24 protein-coding genes are annotated in these 20054 nt (G+C 63.6%); 15 read left to right on the forward strand and 9 right to left on the reverse strand.

What is annotated here, in order from left to right:
* Window positions 1–138: 138 nt before the first annotated feature.
* The 3 genes from NATTI_RS0101840 to NATTI_RS0101850 all read left to right on the forward strand — a co-directional run bounded on the left by NATTI_RS0101840 (window position 139) and on the right by NATTI_RS0101850 (window position 4617).
* The gene (locus tag NATTI_RS0101840; RefSeq protein WP_019991557.1) at window positions 139–948 is read left to right on the forward strand and encodes a bacteriorhodopsin; all 810 of its coding nucleotides are present in this window, start codon (window positions 139–141) and stop codon (window positions 946–948) included.
* Window positions 949–1093: 145 nt separating this feature from the next.
* A complete protein-coding gene (locus tag NATTI_RS0101845; protein WP_006091817.1) occupies window positions 1094–1681 on the forward strand; it encodes a hypothetical protein in 588 nt (195 codons plus the stop codon).
* 524 nt (window positions 1682–2205) lie between these two features.
* Window positions 2206–4617: an amino acid permease gene (locus NATTI_RS0101850; protein WP_006091818.1), complete on the forward strand. Its 2412-nt coding sequence runs from the start codon at window positions 2206–2208 to the stop codon at window positions 4615–4617.
* A 59-nt stretch (window positions 4618–4676) separates the two neighbouring features.
* Here the strand turns inward: NATTI_RS0101850 and NATTI_RS0101855 are convergent, their stop codons facing one another.
* The 4 genes from NATTI_RS0101855 to NATTI_RS0101870 all read right to left on the reverse strand — a co-directional run bounded on the left by NATTI_RS0101855 (window position 4677) and on the right by NATTI_RS0101870 (window position 7615).
* Window positions 4677–5429 carry a DUF429 domain-containing protein gene (locus tag NATTI_RS0101855; RefSeq protein WP_006091819.1) on the reverse strand — a complete coding sequence of 251 codons (753 nt, stop codon included), beginning with the start codon at window positions 5427–5429 and terminating at the stop codon, window positions 4677–4679.
* A 139-nt stretch (window positions 5430–5568) separates the two neighbouring features.
* A complete protein-coding gene (rpl12p, locus tag NATTI_RS0101860) occupies window positions 5569–5913 on the reverse strand; it encodes a 50S ribosomal protein P1 (protein ID WP_006091820.1) in 345 nt (114 codons plus the stop codon).
* A 21-nt stretch (window positions 5914–5934) separates the two neighbouring features.
* Complete coding sequence (locus tag NATTI_RS0101865) at window positions 5935–6981, reverse strand: 50S ribosomal protein L10 (protein WP_006091821.1); 1047 nt, start codon at window positions 6979–6981, stop codon at window positions 5935–5937.
* A 1-nt stretch (window position 6982) separates the two neighbouring features.
* Window positions 6983–7615 (reverse strand): 50S ribosomal protein L1, encoded by a 633-nt coding sequence (locus NATTI_RS0101870; protein WP_006091822.1) that lies wholly within the window; start codon window positions 7613–7615, stop codon window positions 6983–6985.
* A 223-nt stretch (window positions 7616–7838) separates the two neighbouring features.
* Here NATTI_RS0101870 and NATTI_RS0101875 point away from each other — a divergent pair, with 223 nt between their 5' ends.
* From NATTI_RS0101875 to NATTI_RS0101915, 9 genes are all read left to right on the forward strand, one after another.
* A complete protein-coding gene (locus NATTI_RS0101875) occupies window positions 7839–8444 on the forward strand; it encodes a hypothetical protein (RefSeq protein WP_019991558.1) in 606 nt (201 codons plus the stop codon).
* 79 nt (window positions 8445–8523) lie between these two features.
* The gene (locus NATTI_RS0101880; protein WP_006091824.1) at window positions 8524–8889 is read left to right on the forward strand and encodes a DUF7475 family protein; all 366 of its coding nucleotides are present in this window, start codon (window positions 8524–8526) and stop codon (window positions 8887–8889) included.
* A 3-nt stretch (window positions 8890–8892) separates the two neighbouring features.
* On the forward strand, window positions 8893–9651 hold the full coding sequence (locus NATTI_RS0101885) for a CDP-alcohol phosphatidyltransferase family protein (protein ID WP_006091825.1): 759 nt from the start codon (window positions 8893–8895) through the stop codon (window positions 9649–9651).
* A 164-nt stretch (window positions 9652–9815) separates the two neighbouring features.
* Complete coding sequence (locus NATTI_RS0101890) at window positions 9816–10847, forward strand: zinc-dependent alcohol dehydrogenase (RefSeq protein WP_193787795.1); 1032 nt, start codon at window positions 9816–9818, stop codon at window positions 10845–10847.
* Between the two features lie 58 nt (window positions 10848–10905).
* Entirely contained in the window at window positions 10906–11565 is a 660-nt protein-coding gene (locus NATTI_RS0101895; RefSeq protein WP_006091827.1) for a helix-turn-helix domain-containing protein, read from the forward strand.
* An 88-nt stretch (window positions 11566–11653) separates the two neighbouring features.
* Window positions 11654–12046 carry a DUF7344 domain-containing protein gene (locus NATTI_RS0101900; RefSeq protein ID WP_006091828.1) on the forward strand — a complete coding sequence of 131 codons (393 nt, stop codon included), beginning with the start codon at window positions 11654–11656 and terminating at the stop codon, window positions 12044–12046.
* Between the two features lie 66 nt (window positions 12047–12112).
* Window positions 12113–12490: a 6-pyruvoyl trahydropterin synthase family protein gene (locus NATTI_RS0101905; RefSeq protein ID WP_006091829.1), complete on the forward strand. Its 378-nt coding sequence runs from the start codon at window positions 12113–12115 to the stop codon at window positions 12488–12490.
* 2 nt (window positions 12491–12492) lie between these two features.
* Window positions 12493–13602 carry a glycosyltransferase family 4 protein gene (locus tag NATTI_RS0101910; protein ID WP_006091830.1) on the forward strand — a complete coding sequence of 370 codons (1110 nt, stop codon included), beginning with the start codon at window positions 12493–12495 and terminating at the stop codon, window positions 13600–13602.
* The gene (locus NATTI_RS0101915; protein WP_006091831.1) at window positions 13563–14540 is read left to right on the forward strand and encodes a class I SAM-dependent methyltransferase; all 978 of its coding nucleotides are present in this window, start codon (window positions 13563–13565) and stop codon (window positions 14538–14540) included. The genes NATTI_RS0101910 and NATTI_RS0101915 overlap by 40 nt, the downstream gene beginning before the upstream one ends.
* A gap of 79 nt (window positions 14541–14619) precedes the next feature.
* On the opposite strand, the gene NATTI_RS0101920 is transcribed toward NATTI_RS0101915, so the two are convergent.
* Window positions 14620–15108 carry a 50S ribosomal protein L11 gene (locus tag NATTI_RS0101920; protein ID WP_006091832.1) on the reverse strand — a complete coding sequence of 163 codons (489 nt, stop codon included), beginning with the start codon at window positions 15106–15108 and terminating at the stop codon, window positions 14620–14622.
* A gap of 165 nt (window positions 15109–15273) precedes the next feature.
* On the opposite strand from NATTI_RS0101920, the gene NATTI_RS0101925 reads away from it, so the two are divergent.
* Together NATTI_RS0101925 and NATTI_RS0101930 are read left to right on the forward strand one after the other, a co-directional pair.
* Window positions 15274–15498: an antitoxin VapB family protein gene (locus tag NATTI_RS0101925; protein ID WP_006091833.1), complete on the forward strand. Its 225-nt coding sequence runs from the start codon at window positions 15274–15276 to the stop codon at window positions 15496–15498.
* Window positions 15495–15878 (forward strand): PIN domain-containing protein, encoded by a 384-nt coding sequence (locus tag NATTI_RS0101930; protein ID WP_006091834.1) that lies wholly within the window; start codon window positions 15495–15497, stop codon window positions 15876–15878. The genes NATTI_RS0101925 and NATTI_RS0101930 overlap by 4 nt, the downstream gene beginning before the upstream one ends.
* Before the next feature lie 34 nt (window positions 15879–15912).
* On the opposite strand, the gene cutA is transcribed toward NATTI_RS0101930, so the two are convergent.
* The 4 genes from cutA to NATTI_RS0101950 form a co-directional block, all read right to left on the reverse strand.
* Window positions 15913–16215 carry a divalent-cation tolerance protein CutA gene (cutA, locus tag NATTI_RS0101935; RefSeq protein ID WP_006091835.1) on the reverse strand — a complete coding sequence of 101 codons (303 nt, stop codon included), beginning with the start codon at window positions 16213–16215 and terminating at the stop codon, window positions 15913–15915.
* A gap of 108 nt (window positions 16216–16323) precedes the next feature.
* Complete coding sequence (locus NATTI_RS0101940) at window positions 16324–16515, reverse strand: HEWD family protein (RefSeq protein ID WP_006091836.1); 192 nt, start codon at window positions 16513–16515, stop codon at window positions 16324–16326.
* Window positions 16516–16670: 155 nt separating this feature from the next.
* On the reverse strand, window positions 16671–18182 hold the full coding sequence (locus NATTI_RS0101945; RefSeq protein ID WP_006091837.1) for a phosphoenolpyruvate carboxykinase (ATP): 1512 nt from the start codon (window positions 18180–18182) through the stop codon (window positions 16671–16673).
* A 370-nt stretch (window positions 18183–18552) separates the two neighbouring features.
* Entirely contained in the window at window positions 18553–18993 is a 441-nt protein-coding gene (locus NATTI_RS0101950) for a cupredoxin domain-containing protein (RefSeq protein ID WP_006091838.1), read from the reverse strand.
* Between the two features lie 298 nt (window positions 18994–19291).
* Here NATTI_RS0101950 and NATTI_RS0101955 point away from each other — a divergent pair, with 298 nt between their 5' ends.
* Window positions 19292–20017, forward strand: a complete 726-nt coding sequence (locus NATTI_RS0101955; protein WP_006091839.1) for a protein sorting system archaetidylserine synthase — start codon at window positions 19292–19294, stop codon at window positions 20015–20017.
* Window positions 20018–20054 lie beyond the last annotated feature (37 nt).

The following is a 20054-nucleotide window of genomic DNA, read 5'->3' on the forward strand; positions in this document are numbered from 1 at the left end:
CGTTCAGTATCGTCCCGATTACCCTTACTGGTATGGACTCAGGGTTATTTGTTAGCCACTCATCTTGTTTTCTGTACCATGGTTGAAGCTATCGCGGCAGACGTGGCAACGTTTGCACAGCTTGGCGTCCCACTCGAGATGACCCAGACAGAAATATACGAAGCGGTACGGGAGAATACGCTCCTGAACGCTTCGTTCTGGGCCAATATCGCCCTCGCGGGGGTGGCGATCCTCCTGTTTGTCTATATGGGACGGAACGTCAAGGATCCGCGGGCACAGCTCATCTGGGTCGCAACGCTGATGGTGCCACTGGTCTCGATCGCCAGCTACACTGGACTGGCTTCCGGGCTGACGATAAGTTTTCTCGAGATGCCGAGTGGGCACGCCTTGGCGGGTGAGGAGGTTCTCACGATGTGGGGTCGGTATCTCACGTGGACGCTGTCGACCCCGATGATCCTGCTTGCACTCGGACTGCTCGCAGGTACGAACCTGACGAAGCTGTTCACGATCGTCACCGCCGACATCGCAATGTGCGTGACGGGTCTCGCGGCCGCGCTGACCACGTCCTCCTACGGCCTACGATGGTTCTGGTACTTCATCAGCTGTACGTTCTTCCTCGTCGTGCTCTACGTCCTCTTGGTCGAGTGGCCCAAAGACGCCGAGGCTGCGAACACCGCCGAGATCTTCAACCTGCTCAAAATCCTGACGGTCGTCCTCTGGTTCGGCTACCCGATCTTCTGGGCGCTCGGCGCTGAGGGGCTCGCCGTCCTCGACGTCGCGATCACGTCCTGGGCGTACAGCTTCCTCGACATCGGTGCGAAGTACGTGTTCGCCTTCCTGCTGCTGCGCTGGGTCGCTGCAAACGAGCACGTGATCGCCAACCAACCCGCGATCATCGGCACCGGTAGCCCGCGGGAGCCGGGAACCGGGACGCCCGCAGACGACTGACTACCTGAACGACGGCGGCCTCCTCTCGGTCGCCCTGCAGTCCTGTGATCGCGGATGCGACCATTCCAGTCGGGAGTAGAGAGTGTACCACGTTACCAATACAAAAAAGCTATGAGTGGAACCGCCATTGGGCCGCCCGAACGGTATGGACGACACGTACACCAATCTCGTTCTCGAGGGCAAGGAGTACGAACTCCTGCGGGCGCGACGCGGGCTGCTGAGTCGGTGGTCGATTCCACAGAAGGTCCGCGGCTGTAGCTACCTCCTGTTTGCGGCCTCGGCGATGCTCCCGCTGATGTACTTCCTCCCGATGACGGTCAGAGAGGCCTATGTTGGTCTCGACCCAGCAAGTTCGCGAGTCGGGTTTACCATCCTCACGCTGCTCAGCGTCGGCTGTCTGCTCGTTGCGAGTTTCGGTCTCGTCGCGATCGCGGTCTACAGGGACCGGCTCGACGAAATCTCCGAAGACCAGGCCTGGTCACTCGTCGGCCTCGAGGGCATGTTCTCGGGTATCGGCTTTATTACGGGCTCGCTCGGCGTCGCTGCGACGCTCCTCCTGTCGGGGGTCGGCCACGCGGGCGTCGATATGATCGATACCCTCGTCGCTACGGGTATCCATCCCTATCATCCGGGCCCCGACATCGCTCTCACCGTGGTTACGGCCAGCGCAATCGCGTTCTGTTGTGCGATTACCGTCTTCGTGATGGGAAGCGTCGCCGAATCGCTCGAGTAACAGTCGGTTCGAATACGAATTCGCTACCCAGCACACGTCGATCGTCGACCGATAGTAACAACTGGAACGGTTTACACACCGATCGCACTACCGCGGTTCGGAGCGTACGCGGTTCGGAGCGACCGGAGTGAGCAAGAACCGCGGCAAAACGAGTAGCGCGGGATCAGAGATCCCGCGGACCATGCGAACGGGCGCACAGCGCCGTGAGCAGACGGGGAACGCAGTGACCCGCGAGCGAACGGAGTGAGTGAGAACCGCGCGGCCGTCATGCGGTCGGGTGTGCACTGACGTCCAGTGGCTACTATATCATCCGCTTTCCGTCCCTCTCATTTGTACTGGCTGGGGCCGACGCCGCCAAGTTCGGTTGTAACTGTTCCTCTGGCCGGTTTCGAAGACCGATATCTGAGCGCAGTGACATAGTAAGGAACGAGCGGTTTATCGGTTGGTTCCCTAGCTGGAGTACGTTCGGTCGATGACGAATCGCGTCCGATTCACCACCTCGATCGGAGGTGTCCCAACAGATTATGCCAACTGGACTCAACCGTGATCTCGGGCTGTTTTCCACGATGGCCATCGCGATCGGTGCGATGGTCGGTTCGGGGATCTTCATCCTCCCCGGCGTCGCCTACGTAACCGTCGATGGACCGGCCGTCGTCGGAGCCTTCCTCGTCGCCGGGATTCTCGTTCTCCCGGCAGCACTCAGCGCTTCTGAGATGGCGACGGCGATGCCGGAAGACGGGGGGTCGTACGTCTACGTCGAGCGCGGTATGGGGCCGCTGCTCGGGACGATAGCCGGCGTCGGCAACTGGTTCATGCTGTCGTTCAAGGGTGCGCTCGCACTGATCGGCGGCGTGCCGTATCTCGTGTTCGTCGCACCGGAACTGGCCAGCTACATTCTCCCGCTGGCGATCGCTCTCGCCGTGTTTTTCACCATCATCAACGTCGTGAGTACGAGCAGCACCGGAAAGCTGCAGTTCGCCATCGTTGGACTGATGATCCTCGTGATGGGGTATTTCATCGCCGGTGGCGTCTCAAATGTCGGCTCCGAACGGCTTACCGGCGCATTCGACGTCGGCAGCGGCGGGTTCTTCGTGGCGACCGCGCTCGTGTTCATCTCCTATGCGGGAGTGATCAAGATCGCCGCCGTCGCCGAAGAAATCAAGAATCCAGGAACGACGATTCCGCGGGCGATGATCGGCTCGCTGCTGATCACGACGGCGCTGTACGTCATGATCGTCTACGTCGCGATCGGCGTCGTCGATGTCCAGGCTGCGATCGACGGCGGCCAACTCGAGTCCGACGGCGAAGGACCGATTATGGCGCTGGCCGCGGAGGCGACGCTGGGGACGATCGGCGTGACTGCCGTCGTCGTCGCCGCACTACTGGCCCTCGCCTCGACGGCGAACGCCGGGCTCCTGTCGGCGTCTCGCTTCCCGTTCGCCATGGCGCGGGACGGACTCGCGCCACCCCAGTTCGAGACGATCAGCGCCCGGTACAATACGCCCGTCCTCGCAATCTCACTCTCCGGAGCAATGATCGTCCTGATGATCACGTTCCTGCCGATCGACCAGGTCGCGAAGTTCGGGAGCGCGTTCCAGATCATCGTGTTTATCCTGGTGAACCTGGCAGTTGTCGGGTTCCGAGAGGGCGCTGTCGAGGAGTACGATCCCGTGTTCGTGGCCCCGCTATACCCCTGGCTGCAACTGTTCGGGATGGCCAGCGGACTCGCCGTGCTCACCCAGGTCGGGACAGTGCCCTTTGCTGGCGCAGTCACCATCGCGGCCGTGTCGATCGTCTACTACTATCTGTACGCTCGCAAGCGTGTCGACCGCGAAGGAGCAGCCCGTGACGCGGTCCGACGGAACATCGGCGAGTCCGCGCTCGCACGAACTCGCGAAAGCTTCGAGAGCGACGCCGAGTACGACGTCCTCGTGGCGACCACGGAAACGACATCTGTAGAGGCGAAACGGGACATGCTCCGGATGGCGACGGATCTGGGTCGGGTTCGGTCGACCGTCGTCTCGGTCGTCGATTTTCTCGACGTCCCCCACCGAGTCTTCAGCGAGAGTCACCCCGCTGTGATCGACCGAGAGGCTCCCGAGTGGGTCCCATCGGATCCCGAGAACGCACCATCGTGGCTCCCTGAGCACGCGATCGATCCGCCGACCCGTACCTCCGGCGGCGTCGATCTCGAGCCGTCCGAGACGGCCACCACTGGGACCGATTCCGCGTCATCTGGGACGAAGACCACCGGAACTGATTCCGCGGCATCCGAGGCGGACACGGTCAGCACGGACCCCGAAACCAATATCGAGTACCGCGAGATCGATAGCGAAGACCACAAACGCGCAATCGTCGACTTTGCTACCTACGAGGGCTACGATCTCATCGTGCTCGAGCGAGCGGTTGCGGAGTTTCACAGTCGGCTGTTCGGCAGCGACGTTGAGTGGATCCTCGAGAACGCCCCGTGTGATGTCATGCTGGTCGAAGACTGTGGTTTCGACGGTGCCGACGAGATCGCAGTCGTCGCCAATCGCGGCGCTTTCGATCCGCTGAAACTCCTCATCGCCGACGCGATCGCCGAGGAGACCGGCGCGGAGATCAATCTCCTACAGGCAATCCCGGCAGCGCCGCCGGAGACACAGCGTCGGACGATCGAGGACTACCACAACGAACTGATCTCGATCTGTACCGTCCCGGCCCGGTCGACGATCGTCGAGGCCGACGACGAGATTCGGGGACTGGCCCGGTTCGCCGAATCGGCCGATCTGCTCGTTACTGGCGTCGATCGAACCGGTATCAGCGGACGACTGCTCGGTCGCCCGGGGAACCGACTGGTCGACTCCGTCGACTGCACCGCGGTGATGGTCCAGACTCGAGAGGGCCGAAAAGATGGGGTCCTCAAACGGCTGGTGATGGATCACCTGTTCGGCTAGGTGATGCCACTGGTACGCCGTCGCCCGCCTCACACCTCTCCAACAGCGCCCTCTATCGGCTACGCGACCGACCGAACGTCCGCCGGTGCGACGATCTCCATCGGTAGGTCGTAGCGATCGGTTGGCGGGTCACACGGCAACGAAACCGTCTCGCCGCGGGCCGTCACGGCGAGGACGAACGCGTCGAGCAGATCGTCCCGATTCCCCGCTCGGAGCCGACGGGCGTGGACCGGCCGGTCGTCGATGTACTCGCGCTCAAACGATTCGAGGTCGAGCGCGTCATCAACTCTCGCCTCGAGCAACTCGCGTCGACGCTCGAGACCCTCCTCGGTTGCCTTCCCCGGGAGCCCCGACTCGCCGGCGAGCGCGGCGAAACACACCTCGGGATGAGATTCTCGAACGGTCTCTCGAGGGTCCTCGAGTTCGCGGAGCAAGCCGTCGACTTCCCGGATCGCCGGGCAGATGTGGTAGGCCTGCGTGGAGATGCGATTCCCGGTCGCCGCCTCGTTCCTGTCGCCCGCCGTCTCGTACTCATCTTCGTAGACGGCGTCACGAACAGGGGTGTAGAAGACGCTGCTTCGGCTCTCGCCGAGTACCAGTCGGGCGGCCTCGTCACACTGTCGTCGAGTCTCCTCGGCCAGCCCGATCGGGATATCCACGAGGATCCGCTCGGCGAGACGGTTCGCCCGCCACGCGTTCAGGATCGATGGATAGAACGCAGCGGTGAACTGGTGCTCTCCCTCACAGTCGTCGTCGACGATCACGGCAATCCAGCCGGAACCGCCCCAGTCGAGTCCCACGTATCGGCTCATACCGGAGACTCGAACGGCCGGCCGTTAGGTTTTGGCAACGGCGTTGTCCTCCGGGACAGAGCGGGCGGAACGGCGCAGTCGCTGTTCGAACACTGCGACCAAGAAAAATCGGGATCGGTCGAAATCGTCGCGTCGCGACTTAGCCGAAGAGTTCGCCGAGGCCCTCGCCGCCGGCGTCGTCGTCCTCGTCCTCGTCGTCGTCCGTCGTGTCCGGGACGTCGCTGGTCTCTTCGACCTCTTCGTCCTCGTCGTCGCCTGCGGCCTCACCGGCTGCGGCGCCGCCTGCGGCGGCTCCGGCAGCGGGTGCGACGGCAGCCTCGGAGACTGCCTCGTCGATGTCGACGTCCTCGAGTGCGGCGACGAGCGCCTTGACTCGGGATTCTTCGACGTCGACGCCGGCAGCGTCGAGTACGTTCGTCAGGTTGTCTTCGTTGAGCTCTTCGTCCGCTTCGTTCAGGATGAGTGCAGCGTAAACGTATTCCATTGTTGTATCCTCCAGTTGTGATTAGCCGAACATTGCGCCGAGTCCTTCGCCGCCGCCAGCGTCATCGTCGTCATCGTCATCGTCGTCTTCGGCGGCGTCGGCCTCAGCATCAGTGTCTTCGTCTGCCGATTCGTCGTCGCCGTCCTCAGCGTCCGCTGCCGGCTCGGCGGCGGGCGCTTCGACACCCTGCAGCTCCTCGGGCAGGGCGTCCTCGTCGTCGATCTGGGCCGCGAGCGCACGCAGCTGTGCGTCGGCCTTGGAGACGAGGTCGGGCATCAGGTCTTCGTCCTCGATCGCGGCGTGCAGGCCGAGGCTCTTGGCCTCGCCCGTCGCCTTCGAGATGAGCGTCGGTGCGGTTGCCTCGGTCGGGTAGCTCGCGTTGATCGAGAGGTTCCGAGCGCGAGCGGCGGCCGTCGCCACGTCGCTCTCGTAGGCCTCGACGTCGATGTCGAGGTCCTCGGGGTCGAACAGCACGCCGTCGGCGACGACGGCGCGAAGGTCAAGACCGACCTCCTTGGGCTCGATCCCGAGTTCGTTGAGGACGTTCGAGAGGTCCGCGGAGACTTCTTCGCCGGCCTCTAAGACCGTCGAGTCCTCCATGACCTGAATCGAACCGTCCTCGATGCGCGCGTTCGCGCCGATGCTCTGTAGCTCGCCGACGAACGGACCCGGATCGACACCGGTGTCGCCCTCGGGGACGACGATGTCGTTCGGGGCGACCTCTCCCTCGTTAATCGGTGCCGGCGTCTTCGACGCCTCGAGCTCCTTGTAGAGGGTAAATGGGTTGTCGTTCGTGCCGACGAGACCGACCTGTCCCTCGATGTGAGAGACGAGTTCGTCGAGTCCGGCGTCTTCCAGCGCGTGGACCTGCAGCGTGTTGCGGCTGACGCGCAACTCGGCGGTGCCGTGCAGGTCGCGACGCATGTCCTGGAGCTGTTTGCTCGGAATGCCGGTGATACCGACGATGCCGACGCTCTCGTAGCTCTCGATGAGTTCGGCGAGGTCGTCGACCTCTTCTTTCTTCCACTGTGGAAGGTTCTCGGTCTTGCGTTCAGCCTGTGCGCTCATGTTAGACTACCTCCTGAGACGGTCCCATCGTCGTCTTTACGTAGACGCCATCGATGTTCTGTGGACCTTTCTCGAGGTCGGCGTGCAGGCGTCGCAGGATGACGTCGATGTTGTCCGCGATGTCTTCGGCATCCATGTCCTCGGCCCCGACGAGCGTGTGGAACGTTCGTCGGTCCCGGGAGCGAAGCTGCACGGTGTTCTTGAGTCTGTTGACGGTCTCGACGACGTCGTCGTCGGGGCCGAGCGGGTCCGGCATCTTCCCTCGGGGACCGAGAATGGTACCCAGGTACCGGGCGATATCTTGCATCATCGCCTCTTCGGCGATGAAGAAGTCCGTCTCGTCCGCCATATCTTTGGCTTCGTCGTCGTCCAGATCGGCCACGTCGTCCTCCGAGAGAACCTCGTCCGCTGCCTCTTCGGCGCGGACAGCGGTTTCCCCCTCGGCGATAACGACGATACGGGTTTCCTGGCCGGTTCCGGACGGCAGGACGATAGACTCGTCAACTCGATTCGACGGTTCGTTTAGGTCGAGATCGCGCAGATTGATCGCGAGGTCAACCGTCTCGGTAAAGTTCCGATCGGGTGCCTCGTCGAGTGCGCGCGCGACTGCTGTTTCTATATCCGAATCTGCCATCGTTCACCTCCGTAGTACGCAGGAGTGCTCCTACGGGTCAGTGAAACAGGCAATGCCTGTCTCCCTTGAACGAAATGCCATGGCAAACTTAAACCCGTCGAACTGGCTTCCGTACGCTCCGCCACGGCCGTCGGAACGGACCGCACCTCGAGTTCTTTTCGCGGCCAAAATCAATTACCATTGATCGAAAACACTATTGGAGATGAGAGTATACCGTTCGTACATGGGGCCAGTAGGTTTATATGGTGTCAATGGGGCGGTACTTGAGTCAATCGGCCGTTTCGCCACGGTCGATATCGGACTCGAGACGTATCAGGCGCTGAGCGCACTGGAGCGGGCGGGGGTTCACTTCGGTGTAACGCTCGTTGTCGCGATGGTTGCCCTCGGATTGCTCCAGAGCTTCGGCCCGCAAACGGTGACGAAGTGCCGTCGGAGTCCGGTGATCTCGATCTGTATCGGCGCGCCGAGCCTCCTGGTTATCAGCGCCGTCGTGAGCACAGGCTATCTGATCATCGGAACGAGTCTCGGGACGTTCTTCGGTATCGTGTTGGTCGCCGTCGGTCTGACGACTGTCCCCGTACTGGCAATCGCCGGCTTCGTCGCAATTGGCCAGTCGATTGCCGCGCGGTTCGGTTGGGACCAGCTGTGGATCGGCGTCGTCGTCGGGAGCCTACTCAGCGGCTTGGTCGGTCTCTCCATGCTCGCCACCGTCGCTGCGATCCTTTTCGCCGGCTCGCTCGGAACCGGTAGCGCCATCCGCGTCATGCGAGGCGCCGGTGGCTCGACCCACCCCAGCGAGCGAACCGTCCCGCCCGCGAACAAGATCTAGGCTCTCCGCCCCGGTTAGGCACACGATACTCGAGCGATTCGGCGCAAGGCGTTTTTCGACGCAGATAGAGACCGAGCGTATGGCACCCAGCGGCCGATCCGCTCTCGAGTCAGTCTCGACGCTCCACTGGGTTGCCATCGCGTTAGCGCTCGTGACCGCCGCCGTCCACCTGGTGCTCGGAATCGGATTTCTCCCCCATCGGATGGGCGTTGCCTTCCTCGTCGCGACCGCCGGCTTCGTGCTCGGGGTCGCACTCGTCCTCCTGGACTACCGCCGGCGGCTCGTCTACCTCCTCGGAATCCCCTTTACCGCCGGGCAGGTGATCCTCTGGTACACCGTCAACCAGCCAGCCGGTCCCGGCGATCTCACGGCCGCAGGCGTCGTCGACAAAGTCGCACAGCTCCTACTGATCGTCGTCCTGGTGGTGCTCTACCGCCGTGAGTGATCGATGACTGACGACTCGACGCTGGCCGTCCGACGACGAACGCTCCCGCAGTGGGGTCACGTCACCGCCGGCAATGCGGCGATGATCTGCCTCGCGCTCGTCGCACTCCAGATCGGATGGCCCGCCGGCCCGTCCGCCGGTTTTCTGGCCGCAGTCGGTCTGGTGGTGGGCCTCGAGTCGGCGCTCTTCTGCGTCGTCGTCGGCGAGCGCGGACGCCACCCCGTCACGCTCGCGACGTGGGTGACGGTAACTCGAGGCGCGGCCGTCGCAGTGCTCGCCGGCTTCGTGGTCGCGGGATCGCCAGCCGAAACGGGGATCGTTTCGTGGGTGCCTGCCGCGCTGTTCGCCCTCGCAGCGGCACTGGACGCGGTCGACGGGGCGCTCGCCCGGGCGACCGACAGCGTCACCGATATCGGAGCGCGCCTCGATATCGAGATCGACGCGCTCGTCGTGCTCGTGGGGACGGTCGTCGCCGTCGTCGACGGCACACTCCCGCCCGTCTTCCTCGCCGTCGGCGCTGCGCGGTACCTGTTCGTCGTCGGCCGGTGGTGGCGAACTCGCCGCGGCCGCCCCGTCTCCGACCTCCCGCCGAATCGATTTCGTCGGCTCCTCGGGGCGCTCGCGATGCTCGCGATCTGGCTCGCATTGGTACCGGTCCTCGAGAACACCGTTACGCGTGCGTTCGCCGTGGTCGTACTGGTTCCGTTTCTAGCGAACTTCTGCTGGGACTGGCTCGCCGTGTCCGGACGTCTCGAGCCGTAGCCGTCCGAAAGGGGGTGTCGAAACGCTCTCTTACACCGGTCGGTCGTCCGACCGGGACGGTTCGTCTCGGGCGTACGGATACCATACTCACGCTGTCGGTACAAACGACCAAGTGTCGGCCCGTGGAACGTCGCGCCAGCGTGACCGACCCCGACACACCCCGCGTGCATCCGGAGGCCGACTCGAGGGTGCGCTCACTCTATTTCACTGGTCCGAGAACCGTCGACGTCAGGTCCCGTCCTCTCCCGGATCCCGGCCCCGAAGAGGTCCGCGTTCGGACCATCGCGTCGGCGATCAGTGCAGGCACGGAGGGGCTGCTCTACCGCGGTGAGGCCCCGACTGAGCTGCCGGCCGACGAGGAACTCGAGGCACTCGACGGCGATTTCTCCTTTCCCCTCCGGTACGGCTACGCCGCGGTTGGCGAGGTCGCCGCCGTCGGCGCGAGCGTTTCGGCGGAGTGGCTCGGCCGGACCGTCTTCGCGTACAACGCTCACGAAAGCCGTTTTCTCGCCGACCCCGAGACGCTCCTTCCGGTCCCAGACGGCATCTCGCCGCGGGAAGCGACGCTCTTTGCGAACCTCGAGACGGCCGTCACCTTCCTGCTCGACGGTGCTCCGCTCTTCGGCGAGCGGGCCGCCGTCTTCGGACAGGGAACCGTCGGCCTGTTGACGACGGCCCTGCTCGCTCGCACACCGCTCGAGGCGCTCGTGGCGGTCGAACCCGACGAGAAGCGGCGGCGGTGTGCCGAGCGGTTCGGCGCGGATCACGCGGTCGATCCGGCGGCGGACGAGTTCCCCGACGCGTTTCGGGAGGTCACCGGCGACCGAGCGGACCTGACCTACGAACTCTCGGGCGATCCCGACGCCCTGGACGACGCCATCGCGACGACGGGCTTCGACGGGCGCGTGATCGTCGGTTCGTGGTACGGGACGAAGCCAGCGACGCTCGATCTCGGCGGCCGCTTTCACCGCGACCGCATCGAGATCCGGAGCAGTCAGGTGAGCACAATCGATCCGCGCCTCTCCGGGCGGTGGTCCCGCCAACGGCGCCACGAGCTCACCTGGGAGTGGCTGGAGCGACTCGAGGTCTCCGAACTCCTCACGCACGACGTGCCGCTCGAGGACGCTGCGGAGGCGTACGAACTGCTTGAAAAGCGTCCCGACGACGCGATACAGGTGCTGTTGACCTACGAGTAGCCGCGTTCGAAGTCGAGTCACCCCCAGTCGTTACTATGCTGGGCCGACTACACGTCACATGGCTATCATCGCCGAGATTTCGATTCAGGCCGACGAGTTTCTCTTGGGACAAATCATCGCCGAGTATCCCGGCCTGTCGGTCGAAATCGAGCGCGTCGTCCCAGCCGACAAGCGAGTGATGCCGTACATCTGGGGGTACGGAACCGATCTGAAGGAGTTCGAGGTCGCGATGGACGAGAGCCCGAACGTCAAATCGATCACCGTACTCGACGAGTACGACGACCGGGCGCTGTACAAGATCGAGTGGGAGGATCCGGCCGAACAGCTGATCGCCGGCATCACGGAAACTGATGCGACGATTCTCGAGGCCCACAGCGACGACGAGTGGCTGTTCCGGATCCGATTCGAAGATCACTCCGGGCTCGCCCAGTTCAACGAGTACTGCCGAAAGAACGACATCAACTACCAGCTCACCCGCGTCTCCTCGATGGGGGACGTGAACTCGAACGAGACGGACTTCGGTCTCACCGACGCGCAGTACGAAGCGCTCTCGCTCGCCGTCGAACGCGGCTATTTCAAAGTCCCTCGAGACGTCGAGTACAACGAACTCGCCGCCGAGCTTGATCTCTCGGTGCAGGCGCTCTCCGAGCGGATTCGCCGCGGCGCGGACAAAGTCCTCCACGACGCGTTGAACCGCCCCAATTCACGAAACCAATAACACTGACAGTCAGGAACCCCTGAGTACTACATAAAGGGCATGAGCAGTCATGAGTTCATGCTTTGGTAGTCATACTCTAGTCTCTGCTATGGTCGAACAACTTCGTCTCGAGCAGGTCGGAACACCCGAATTCCTCGATTCGTTTTACTCGGTACTGTCGAACGCGATCAGACGGAACGCCCTCCAGTACCTCCTGACCAATCAGGATCCGGTGTCAGTGGACCGGTTAGCCCTCGAACTCGCCGCGATCGAACACGGGGAGTCCGCCGAAGCCGTAACGAGCGAGCACCAACACGACCTCCGGATGCTTCTCACACACGTTCACCTCCCGTCGCTCACCGATGCGGGCGTCGTCACGTGGGATCGAGAGCGCGAACAGGTTACGCTGACGCCGTTGCTGGACCAACTTTCGGTGACGGGTTCGACGATGAACGGTCTTCCCGAACTGTCGATCTCGCCCCGGTCGGAGACGAGTCACTAGAGTCGTTCGTTCACAGCCTGCAACGCACGGTGGGACATTTAGCCCCTCGCCGACGTACCGTGGGCCATGTACTCGGTCTCCGTCTCCCGATCCATTATCGCTCAACATTACCTGACGGTGCCCGACCCGGGCTCCGAGGGTGACCGCCACTCCCATCAGTTTACCGTCGAGGCGACCCTCCGCGGTCCGGAGGTAAACGAGTACGAGTACCTCGTCGACATCGACGACCTCGTCGACGCGATGGATACGGTGGCCGCGTTCTACGGCGACCGCACGCTCAACGATCTCCCCGCGTTCGCGGGATCGAACCCGAGCGCGGAACGATTCGCTCGCGTCTTCGGCGATCGGCTGCTCGAGCGACTCGAGACCGACACCGTCACCGAACTCCGGGTCGAGATCGAAGAGGACGACGTGGCCCGCGTGGCCCACGAGCGCTCGCTCTGACGATGGAGATCGGACTGGTCGTCGAAGGGGACCTCGAGCAAACGTCGGGCGGCTACCGCTACGATCGGAAACTCGTCGCCTTCCTCGAGGCACGGGGAGACGAGGTCGACGTGATCTCGCTCCCGGCGCGGTCGGACGGCGAGCGCGGACTCGAGACGGTTTCCGGTCCTCTCGAATCCGACCGAACGGTTCGCAGGCGACTGGACCGCCCGTACGACGTCCTCCTGCAGGACGAACTCTGCTATCCGACGCTGGCCGAGCACAACCCGCGACTCGAGCGACCCGGAGCAATCGTCTCGCTCGTCCACCTCCTCCGGACGCCCGACCCGGCAGTGGACGACTCTCGCGTGCGCGAACGCGAAAAACGTTACCTCGAGTCCGTCGACGCCGCGGTCTGTACCAGTTCGCACACCCGCGGTCGGACGACCAGCCTCGCGGATGGTGACCTGCCGACGCTCGTCGCCCCGCCGGCAGGGCGTCACGAGGGGGCGGCACTATCTGTCGACGCCGTCCGCGAGCGCGCCCGAACCGATCCGTTTCGACTCGCGTTCGTCGGGAACGTCGTCCCGCGAAAGAACACCACGACGCTGCTCGAGGCGTTTGCACGAATCGACGAGGACGACGACTGCCGGGCGACCGTCGTCGGCTCCCTCGAGACGGATTCGACGTACGCTCGCGCGGTCCGCGAGCACGCACGCTCGCTCGGCGTCGAGGACCGGGTAACGTTTACCGGGAGAGTCGAGACGGCCGTCCTCGAGTCGATCCTCGAGCGCTCGCACGTCCTCGCGGTGCCGGCCCGCTACGAGGGGTTCGGGATGGTCTACCTCGAGGCGATGGAGTACGGCGTCGTGCCGATCGCGAGCAGCGTCGGCGGCGCGAGCGAGTTCGTCGCGGACGGCCGGAACGGGTTCGTCGTCGACCCGACCGATACGGACCAACTCGCCGATCGACTGGGGGCGCTCGCGGCCGACCGCAACCGACTCGCGGCGCTGGGTACCGGAGCGCTCGAGAACGCCACAGCGCACCCCACGTGGGACGAAACGCTGGGATCGGTTCGGACGTTTCTCCAGCAGTGCTGCGAGCGGGGGACGACCGGAGGTGGTCCGACGTGACCGACTCGATGCAGACGTATCTCGAGGCCAAACGTACCGTCGACGACCGCGCGCTGAATCGGCGCGTCCTCGAGCGGTTCACGACCGCGCTTTCCAACCGACCGGAGCCGGTGCGGATCGTCGAACTCGGCTGCGGTGTCGGCACCATGATTGCCCGATTCGCCGAGTGGGACTGCCTACCGGCGCGGGTCTCCTACCGCGCCGTCGATCGGGACGTTGCGAGTATCCAACGCGCGCGAGAACTGGTCCCCGCACGGCTCGAGGCGGCCGGCTATACGGTCGCTCCGCTCGAGTCGGAGGCCGACGAGACGGTCGAAGGCGGCATCCCAAAATCGACGACGGTCGGCGCTCGACCCGACGAGTCGGGCGGTGACGCGGCGACGCGACTCGAGATCACACTCGAGGTCGCCGACGGGTTCGGACTCGAGGACGACGCCGACGCCGTCGTCGCGGCAGCGCTGCTCGATATCGTCGCACTCGAGGATGCGATACCCGGGATCGCCGACCTCCTTGGGGACGACGGCCTGTGCTACGCGCCGATCACGTACGACGGAGGAACGACGTTCGCGCCGCGGGATCGGTTGGACGACCGAATCGAAGCGCAGTACCACCGCCACATGGACGAGGTTCGGGACGAGGGAAGCAGCCAGGCCGGGAGCGAACTCCTCACGAGGCTCCCTCGGCAGGGGTGGGGTGTCCTCGCCGCCGGCGGTTCGGACTGGATCGTTCGACCGAGAGAGGGCGAGTATCCCGACGACGAGGATGCAGTCGTCGGCCGGGTTCTCGAGACGATGGCTGACGCCCTCGAGGAGGTGTCGTCACCCGGACTCGAGGCCAGCGTGCGCGAGGGGTGGTTCGATCGTCGGTGGCGCGAACTCGAGGACGGTGAGCTCGTCTACGTCGCACACAATCTCGACGTGCTGGCGCGGGTTCCATAACTAGGTCACTCACAGACCAGCGGCTCTCGAGCGCTGGGTTCGAAAAAGGGGTCTCGTCCGGCGTCGACGTTCGTACCGATTATGCGTCGGCTTCTGCAGCAAGAACGTCGTCGTACTCGCCGCCGTCGACCTTCTGTTTGAACTCTCGTGCGTCGTCGCCTTCGATGGTGACGCCCATCGAGGCGCAGGTGCCGACGACTTCCTTCGCGGCATTGATCGTGTCGTACGCGAGCAGGTCGGGGTGTTTCTGCTCGGCGATTTTCTTGACCTGGTCGACCGAGAGATCGGCGACGAAGTCCTTCTGGGGTTCGCCGCTCCCGGTGTCGAATCCGGCTTCGTCCTTGACGAGCGCCGCCGTCGGTGGGACACCGACGTCGATCTCGAACGAGCCGTCGTCGTCGTAATCGACGGTGACGGGCACTTCCGTGCCGTCGAACGCTGCCGTCTGATCGTTGATCTGCTGTACGACTGCCTGCACGTCGACGGGGGTCGGTCCGAGCTCGGGACCGAGCGGTGGGCCAGGGTTGGCCTGGCCACCCGGAACGAGCACTTCGATGGTTCCAGCCATACCCATGGAAACCCGTGCGCGAGTTTTAAGGGTTGCTAATTCGGGCAGTCGTGTCTGTGACGGTCTGTCGTACGCTAGGCTCCGACGAATCAGTAGTAGTCGCTTCTGTGACCGGTGCCGTGATCACAACAATCTAAAAGTACGTGTAGACGTACATCTACACGTATGGCGACGAAAAGCCTCACTATCACCGACGAAGCGTACGATCGGCTGAAAGCGCACAAGCGCGACGGGGAGAGCTTCACGGAGACGATTCTTCGTCTCACCGAGAGCGATCGAGACGTGATGAAAGGTTTCGGCGCAATGAAGGATGTAGACGGGTATCGGGACGCCGTCGAATCGACGCGCGACGAGTTGAACGACGATCTCCGAGAGCGTGAGCGACGGTGATCGCGTTTGACACGACGTTTCTGGTCGACTATCTGGACGGCGAGAGTGCAACGCAGGCGTTCCTTGAGGACCGTGAAACGAAACCGTTCTACGCGCCATCACTCGCCTTGTTCGAAGCGTACCGCGGAGCGGCTACCACGGCCGGTCCGTCCGGGATTGAGCGAGTCGCAACCGGCCTCGATTGGATCGAACCCCTCGTATTGTCCGATGGTGCTGCTCGAGAAGCCGCAGCGATCGAAGCGGAGTTACTCGAGAACGGAACGCCGATCAACCTCGGTGACGTACTGATCGCCGGCGTTTGTCGCCACAACGGTGCACGTCTCGTCACTCGAGATTCTCATTTCGAACGCGTCGACGGCCTGGAGACGGAGACGTACTGATCGCGAAACGACAGGAACGATCGCCTACAGCGAGTTATTCGACGCTTTCGGCCCGCCATTCCGCAAAGGATTCGAGGACGTGACTCTCGTCAAAGCGTTCGATACAGGGGACGTCGTAGGGATGGATCTCCTCGAGTCGGTCGACGAGGTTGTCGTAGGCGTCGTCGGTAGTCTTCGCGAGTAGGACGATCTCGTCGTCGTGATGGATCTCGCCCTCCCAACGGTAGGTCGACGTCGTCGACAGTCGGTTGACGCAGGCCGCGAGTCGTTCCTCGACCAGCCGTTCGGCGATCTCGTCGGCGTCGGACGGCGGCGCGGTGATGTAGACGGTCGGCATCGCTCGAGGCTACGATAGACAGCACAAAAAGCGCCGCGCACGTCGCTCGAGCGCGCCACGAGAGAGGATGTCGTCGATCGATACGACGACCGCTACAGGACCGAGCAGTTAGCTTCTGTTCTCGACGACCGGATTGAACGTGCCGTTGATATCCCACTCGTGAAGGCAGTGGGGGCTTCCGACCTGTTTCTCGCCGTCCTCGCGGACGAGTTGCCAGGCGTCGACGTTCGTATCCCAGTGTTCCGCTCGACCGCACCGTTCGCATACGCGGGCCGTTGGCGTCCGTACGTGTAGGCTCATTACCGCACTGTGAGAACCACACACACATAACCTTGTTCCCCTCCGGCAAGTGCTGCCGTCCGGCGATTGTGACTGTCTTCGTATCGGACAGATTAGTCTCTCGAGCGGATAGTCGACCGCGAAACGGCAAAAAAACCGGCGTGATGCAGGGGCAATCAGTAGACGGCGTCTTTGATCTCCTCGCGGAGTTCGTCGAACTGCTCGAGATAGGCGCGTCGGTCGGCCCGCAGGTCGGCGACCGCCTCGTCGTAGTCCTCGACGTGGTCGGGGACGTAGTAGTCCCCGATCTCGAGGCCGGGAACGGTCTCGGGGATCGTCAGTTCGGTCCGATCGTCCTGGGTCCACTCGATCGTCCCGCGTGCGGTCTCCGTGAGGATCGTCACGGACTCTTCGACGCCGACGTCCGCGGACTTCGCGCCGAGATAGCCCGTGTTGATGACGTAACACTCGGCCTCGAGTTCGTCGATCAGGTCTCGGAAGATGTTCCCCTCCTCGCCTTCGGAGCCCATGATGAACGGGTTCGTGCCGACGACGCGGATCGACTCGCCCGCTCGGGACGGGTCGCCCGCGCTGGTCTCGATCGATTCGCCGAGCATGAAGGCGACGGCGGCCTGCTCGTCGGTCAGTTTCGCGACCGGCGGCATCAGCGGATTCCGGGTGATGAAGAAGACCTGGTCCATCCGATCGAGGTCGATATCCTCGGCCGCGCTCTCGAGGTGCTCGCGCTGGACGATCGCCCGGGAGTTCGCGGTGTAGCGGTCCTCGTCGAAGTGGACGGTGCCGTCGTCGTCGACGGCGACGTTTTCGAGGATCGCGTCCTCGTCCGTCGCGGCCTCGTAGAGTTCGGGCTGTTCGTCCTCGTCGAGACCGATGGTCTTGATGAACAGCCCCTCGCCCTCGCTGCCGGGGACGGAGCCGTCCGGGAGGATACCACAGACGTCGTCCTGGAGCATGGCGGCGTCCTCGTTGCCCTCGAGCCAGCAGCCGTGGGAGGTCAGGGTTGACTTGCCGGTCGCCGAGAGCCCCATAAACACCTGGCCGACGGTCTGCAGTTCGCCGTCGTCGTTGCGAACGCGGACGCGCTTGCTGCCCGCGTGGAGGCCGAGTCCGCCCTGTTCTTTGATACGGTACATGAACAGCCGGAGGAACGACTTCTTGGCTTCGCCGGTGTAGTCGCTGCCGAGGACGACCGTCACGTTCTCGTCGGGGAGTACGCGGATCGCGGTCCGGTCGTAGTCGGGATCCTGTACCGTGTAGAGGTCGGGTTCGCGACCGTCGGTCGGCTCGAACAGGTTCGCCCACGCGAGTGCGATGCGGGCGTGTTCGACGGGAACGAAGAGACGGCAGCAGTACGTCGCCTCGGCGTGACGACCCATGAGACGGTCGACACAGAGCATCTCGCGGTCGCCGGCGCGGTCGATCGCGTCGCCGATCAGGTCGTGATCGTCGTCGTCGAACTCGTGGTCGACGGTGTTTCTCGTCCGATCTGAACTCCGCGATCGATACTCGCTGACGTACGACGGGGAACCGAACTCGGTCGTCGTCTCGTCGTCGGCCGCGAGTTCACGAAGCTCCGCAAGCGTTGGGTTGTACCGGACGTTCGACGCGGTCGTCGGGTCGGGAAGCTGTCGAGCCAGCGGACGTGACTCCGCCCCGGTTTCGGACATATACGTAACCCACCAACAGCACGATGTATAAACATGGAGGATTTTGACCGGTGTGTGTCACGTCCTACCCATCCATTACCTGTCGTATGGCTGTTCATACGCGGTAGCGGGCCATTCGTAACTGGTTCGTTATGCGGAATAATATTGTCTGAAATGCGAGAGATGTGAGAATATACTCGAGTCAGAAATAATTCTAATCGACCGGCGGCGGTTCGGGAGGAGCCAGCCCGATTGTGCGGATGTCGGTGCCGATAGTCGCGACTGACCGTTCGACACAGACTCCCCTCGATACCGTCGGTTACTACGCGCAGCGTCGCCCGTGATCGGCGACTGGTTCCGATCGTGTAGGGTCGATGCAAGAAGGAAGGGATTACTCTGAGACGATGACCGTCCCGATCATGCCGCCGTAGACGTGGGGTTCACAGATGTAGTCGTACTCGCCGGGCACCTCGAAGGTGTGCTCGTACGTCTCGCGGATTTCGATCTTGCCGCCCTCCTCTTCGTGCCAGGCGTCGACCGCGGTCTCTTGGTCCTCGTAGCCGCCGCTCGCGAAGTACTCCGCGTCCTCCGGTATGCCGTTGTCGAGGGCGGTCACGGTGTGGCGGGCGTCGCTGGTGTTCTTCCAGACGACGGTCTCTCCGACGCTCGCCTCGTACTCCTCGGGGACAAACTCGTTTCTGGTCATCCCGATATCACAGTCGTCGCCGCTGCAGAGTTCGTCGTCGCCGAAGGCGCTTCGAACCGACGAACAGCCCGCCAAGCTGACGGAGGCTGCGGAGCCGACGAGGGCGAGGTAGGCGCGCCTGTTCATACGAACGCCTAGGGATAGTTGCGATATAACGGCCCCGGTTCATTCTTCGAAAGTGGGACTGGTCCCCGGCGCGCGCCTCCAGTTTCGGTGCCTCTCGTTCGACTCCGGTTCCCACGGTTCTACCTTGAGCGCTGACGCTACGACCACTGACCTCGTCACGACAATCTGTGCACTCTTGATCGCGGCGGCCCGTGTCTGCCCTCACAGCCGCTGCTCGCACCCATCGTGCGACCACCGATTGTATCCGCCCGTGTCGAAACAAAAACACGTAAGGTGGCTGCCCATCGATTCGGCGAGTATGCTCCCCCGGTTCGTCGGACGCCTCGGCGTCGCCGACGCGGTGACGATTGCAAACGCCGCACTGGGGTTCGTCGCCATCGTCATCGCCTTTGTCGACATCGCACTCGCCGCCCGACTCATTTTGCTTGCAGCAATCGCGGACGGACTCGACGGCATCCTCGCGCGTCGCTACGGCGGCACCGACGCCGGTCCCTATCTGGACTCGCTGGCCGATGTCGCCTCCTTCGCTGTTGCCCCCGCCGTCCTCGCGTTCGTCGTCGTCACCGACGGTCTCGAGATCGGCTTCGACGCGGTCACGAGCGAACTCCTCCTCGTGACGGCGATCTGTGCCCTCTTCGTCGCGTCGGCCGTCACCCGACTCGGGATGTACACGGCCTACGACATCTCCGGCAACTACACCGAAGGCGTCCAGACGACGCTCGCAGCGACGGTCCTCGGCGCTGCCATCCTCGCCGGCGAGAGCGAGCCGTGGCTCGTCCTTGCAGTCACGGGCGCGTTCTGTTACCTGATGGTCTCGCGGATCCAGTACCCCGACCTACTCGCCCGCGATGCCGGGATCATGGGCATCGTCCACGCGTTGGCCATCCTGATTCCCGATTTCGCCGGTCGGACGTTCCCCTACGCCCTGTTGACCCTCGGCATCGCCTACATGCTGCTCAGCCCGTGGTTCTACTGGGGCGACCGGGAACGCCGCGCGGAGCCCGAACTGCATGGAAACGCTTAGGACCTTCGTGGGACGACTGTAACGCATGTACACTGCC

Source organism: Natronorubrum tibetense GA33 (genome assembly GCF_000383975.1).
Lineage (GTDB): Archaea > Halobacteriota > Halobacteria > Halobacteriales > Natrialbaceae > Natronorubrum > Natronorubrum tibetense.

What these genes read in the sequence shown, in the direction of transcription:
- NATTI_RS0101880 (WP_006091824.1), top strand. Translation starts at nt 8,524, where the DNA reads ATGGCACCCAGCGGCCGATCCGCTCTCGAGTCAGTCTCGACGCTCCAC.
- NATTI_RS0101845 (WP_006091817.1), top strand. Translation starts at nt 1,094, where the DNA reads ATGGACGACACGTACACCAATCTCGTTCTCGAGGGCAAGGAGTACGAA.
- NATTI_RS0101950 (WP_006091838.1), bottom strand. Translation starts at nt 18,993, where the DNA reads ATGAACAGGCGCGCCTACCTCGCCCTCGTCGGCTCCGCAGCCTCCGTC.
- NATTI_RS0101905 (WP_006091829.1), top strand. Translation starts at nt 12,113, where the DNA reads ATGTACTCGGTCTCCGTCTCCCGATCCATTATCGCTCAACATTACCTG.
- NATTI_RS0101895 (WP_006091827.1), top strand. Translation starts at nt 10,906, where the DNA reads ATGGCTATCATCGCCGAGATTTCGATTCAGGCCGACGAGTTTCTCTTG.
- NATTI_RS0101910 (WP_006091830.1), top strand. Translation starts at nt 12,493, where the DNA reads ATGGAGATCGGACTGGTCGTCGAAGGGGACCTCGAGCAAACGTCGGGC.
- NATTI_RS0101885 (WP_006091825.1), top strand. Translation starts at nt 8,893, where the DNA reads ATGACTGACGACTCGACGCTGGCCGTCCGACGACGAACGCTCCCGCAG.
- NATTI_RS0101920 (WP_006091832.1), bottom strand. Translation starts at nt 15,108, where the DNA reads ATGGCTGGAACCATCGAAGTGCTCGTTCCGGGTGGCCAGGCCAACCCT.
- NATTI_RS0101840 (WP_019991557.1), top strand. Translation starts at nt 139, where the DNA reads ATGACCCAGACAGAAATATACGAAGCGGTACGGGAGAATACGCTCCTG.
- NATTI_RS0101925 (WP_006091833.1), top strand. Translation starts at nt 15,274, where the DNA reads ATGGCGACGAAAAGCCTCACTATCACCGACGAAGCGTACGATCGGCTG.
- NATTI_RS0101940 (WP_006091836.1), bottom strand. Translation starts at nt 16,515, where the DNA reads ATGAGCCTACACGTACGGACGCCAACGGCCCGCGTATGCGAACGGTGC.
- NATTI_RS0101945 (WP_006091837.1), bottom strand. Translation starts at nt 18,182, where the DNA reads ATGTCCGAAACCGGGGCGGAGTCACGTCCGCTGGCTCGACAGCTTCCC.
- NATTI_RS0101955 (WP_006091839.1), top strand. Translation starts at nt 19,292, where the DNA reads ATGCTCCCCCGGTTCGTCGGACGCCTCGGCGTCGCCGACGCGGTGACG.
- NATTI_RS0101850 (WP_006091818.1), top strand. Translation starts at nt 2,206, where the DNA reads ATGCCAACTGGACTCAACCGTGATCTCGGGCTGTTTTCCACGATGGCC.
- NATTI_RS0101855 (WP_006091819.1), bottom strand. Translation starts at nt 5,429, where the DNA reads ATGAGCCGATACGTGGGACTCGACTGGGGCGGTTCCGGCTGGATTGCC.
- NATTI_RS0101900 (WP_006091828.1), top strand. Translation starts at nt 11,654, where the DNA reads ATGGTCGAACAACTTCGTCTCGAGCAGGTCGGAACACCCGAATTCCTC.
- rpl12p (WP_006091820.1), bottom strand. Translation starts at nt 5,913, where the DNA reads ATGGAATACGTTTACGCTGCACTCATCCTGAACGAAGCGGACGAAGAG.
- cutA (WP_006091835.1), bottom strand. Translation starts at nt 16,215, where the DNA reads ATGCCGACCGTCTACATCACCGCGCCGCCGTCCGACGCCGACGAGATC.
- NATTI_RS0101865 (WP_006091821.1), bottom strand. Translation starts at nt 6,981, where the DNA reads ATGAGCGCACAGGCTGAACGCAAGACCGAGAACCTTCCACAGTGGAAG.
- NATTI_RS0101875 (WP_019991558.1), top strand. Translation starts at nt 7,839, where the DNA reads ATGGGGCCAGTAGGTTTATATGGTGTCAATGGGGCGGTACTTGAGTCA.
- NATTI_RS0101870 (WP_006091822.1), bottom strand. Translation starts at nt 7,615, where the DNA reads ATGGCAGATTCGGATATAGAAACAGCAGTCGCGCGCGCACTCGACGAG.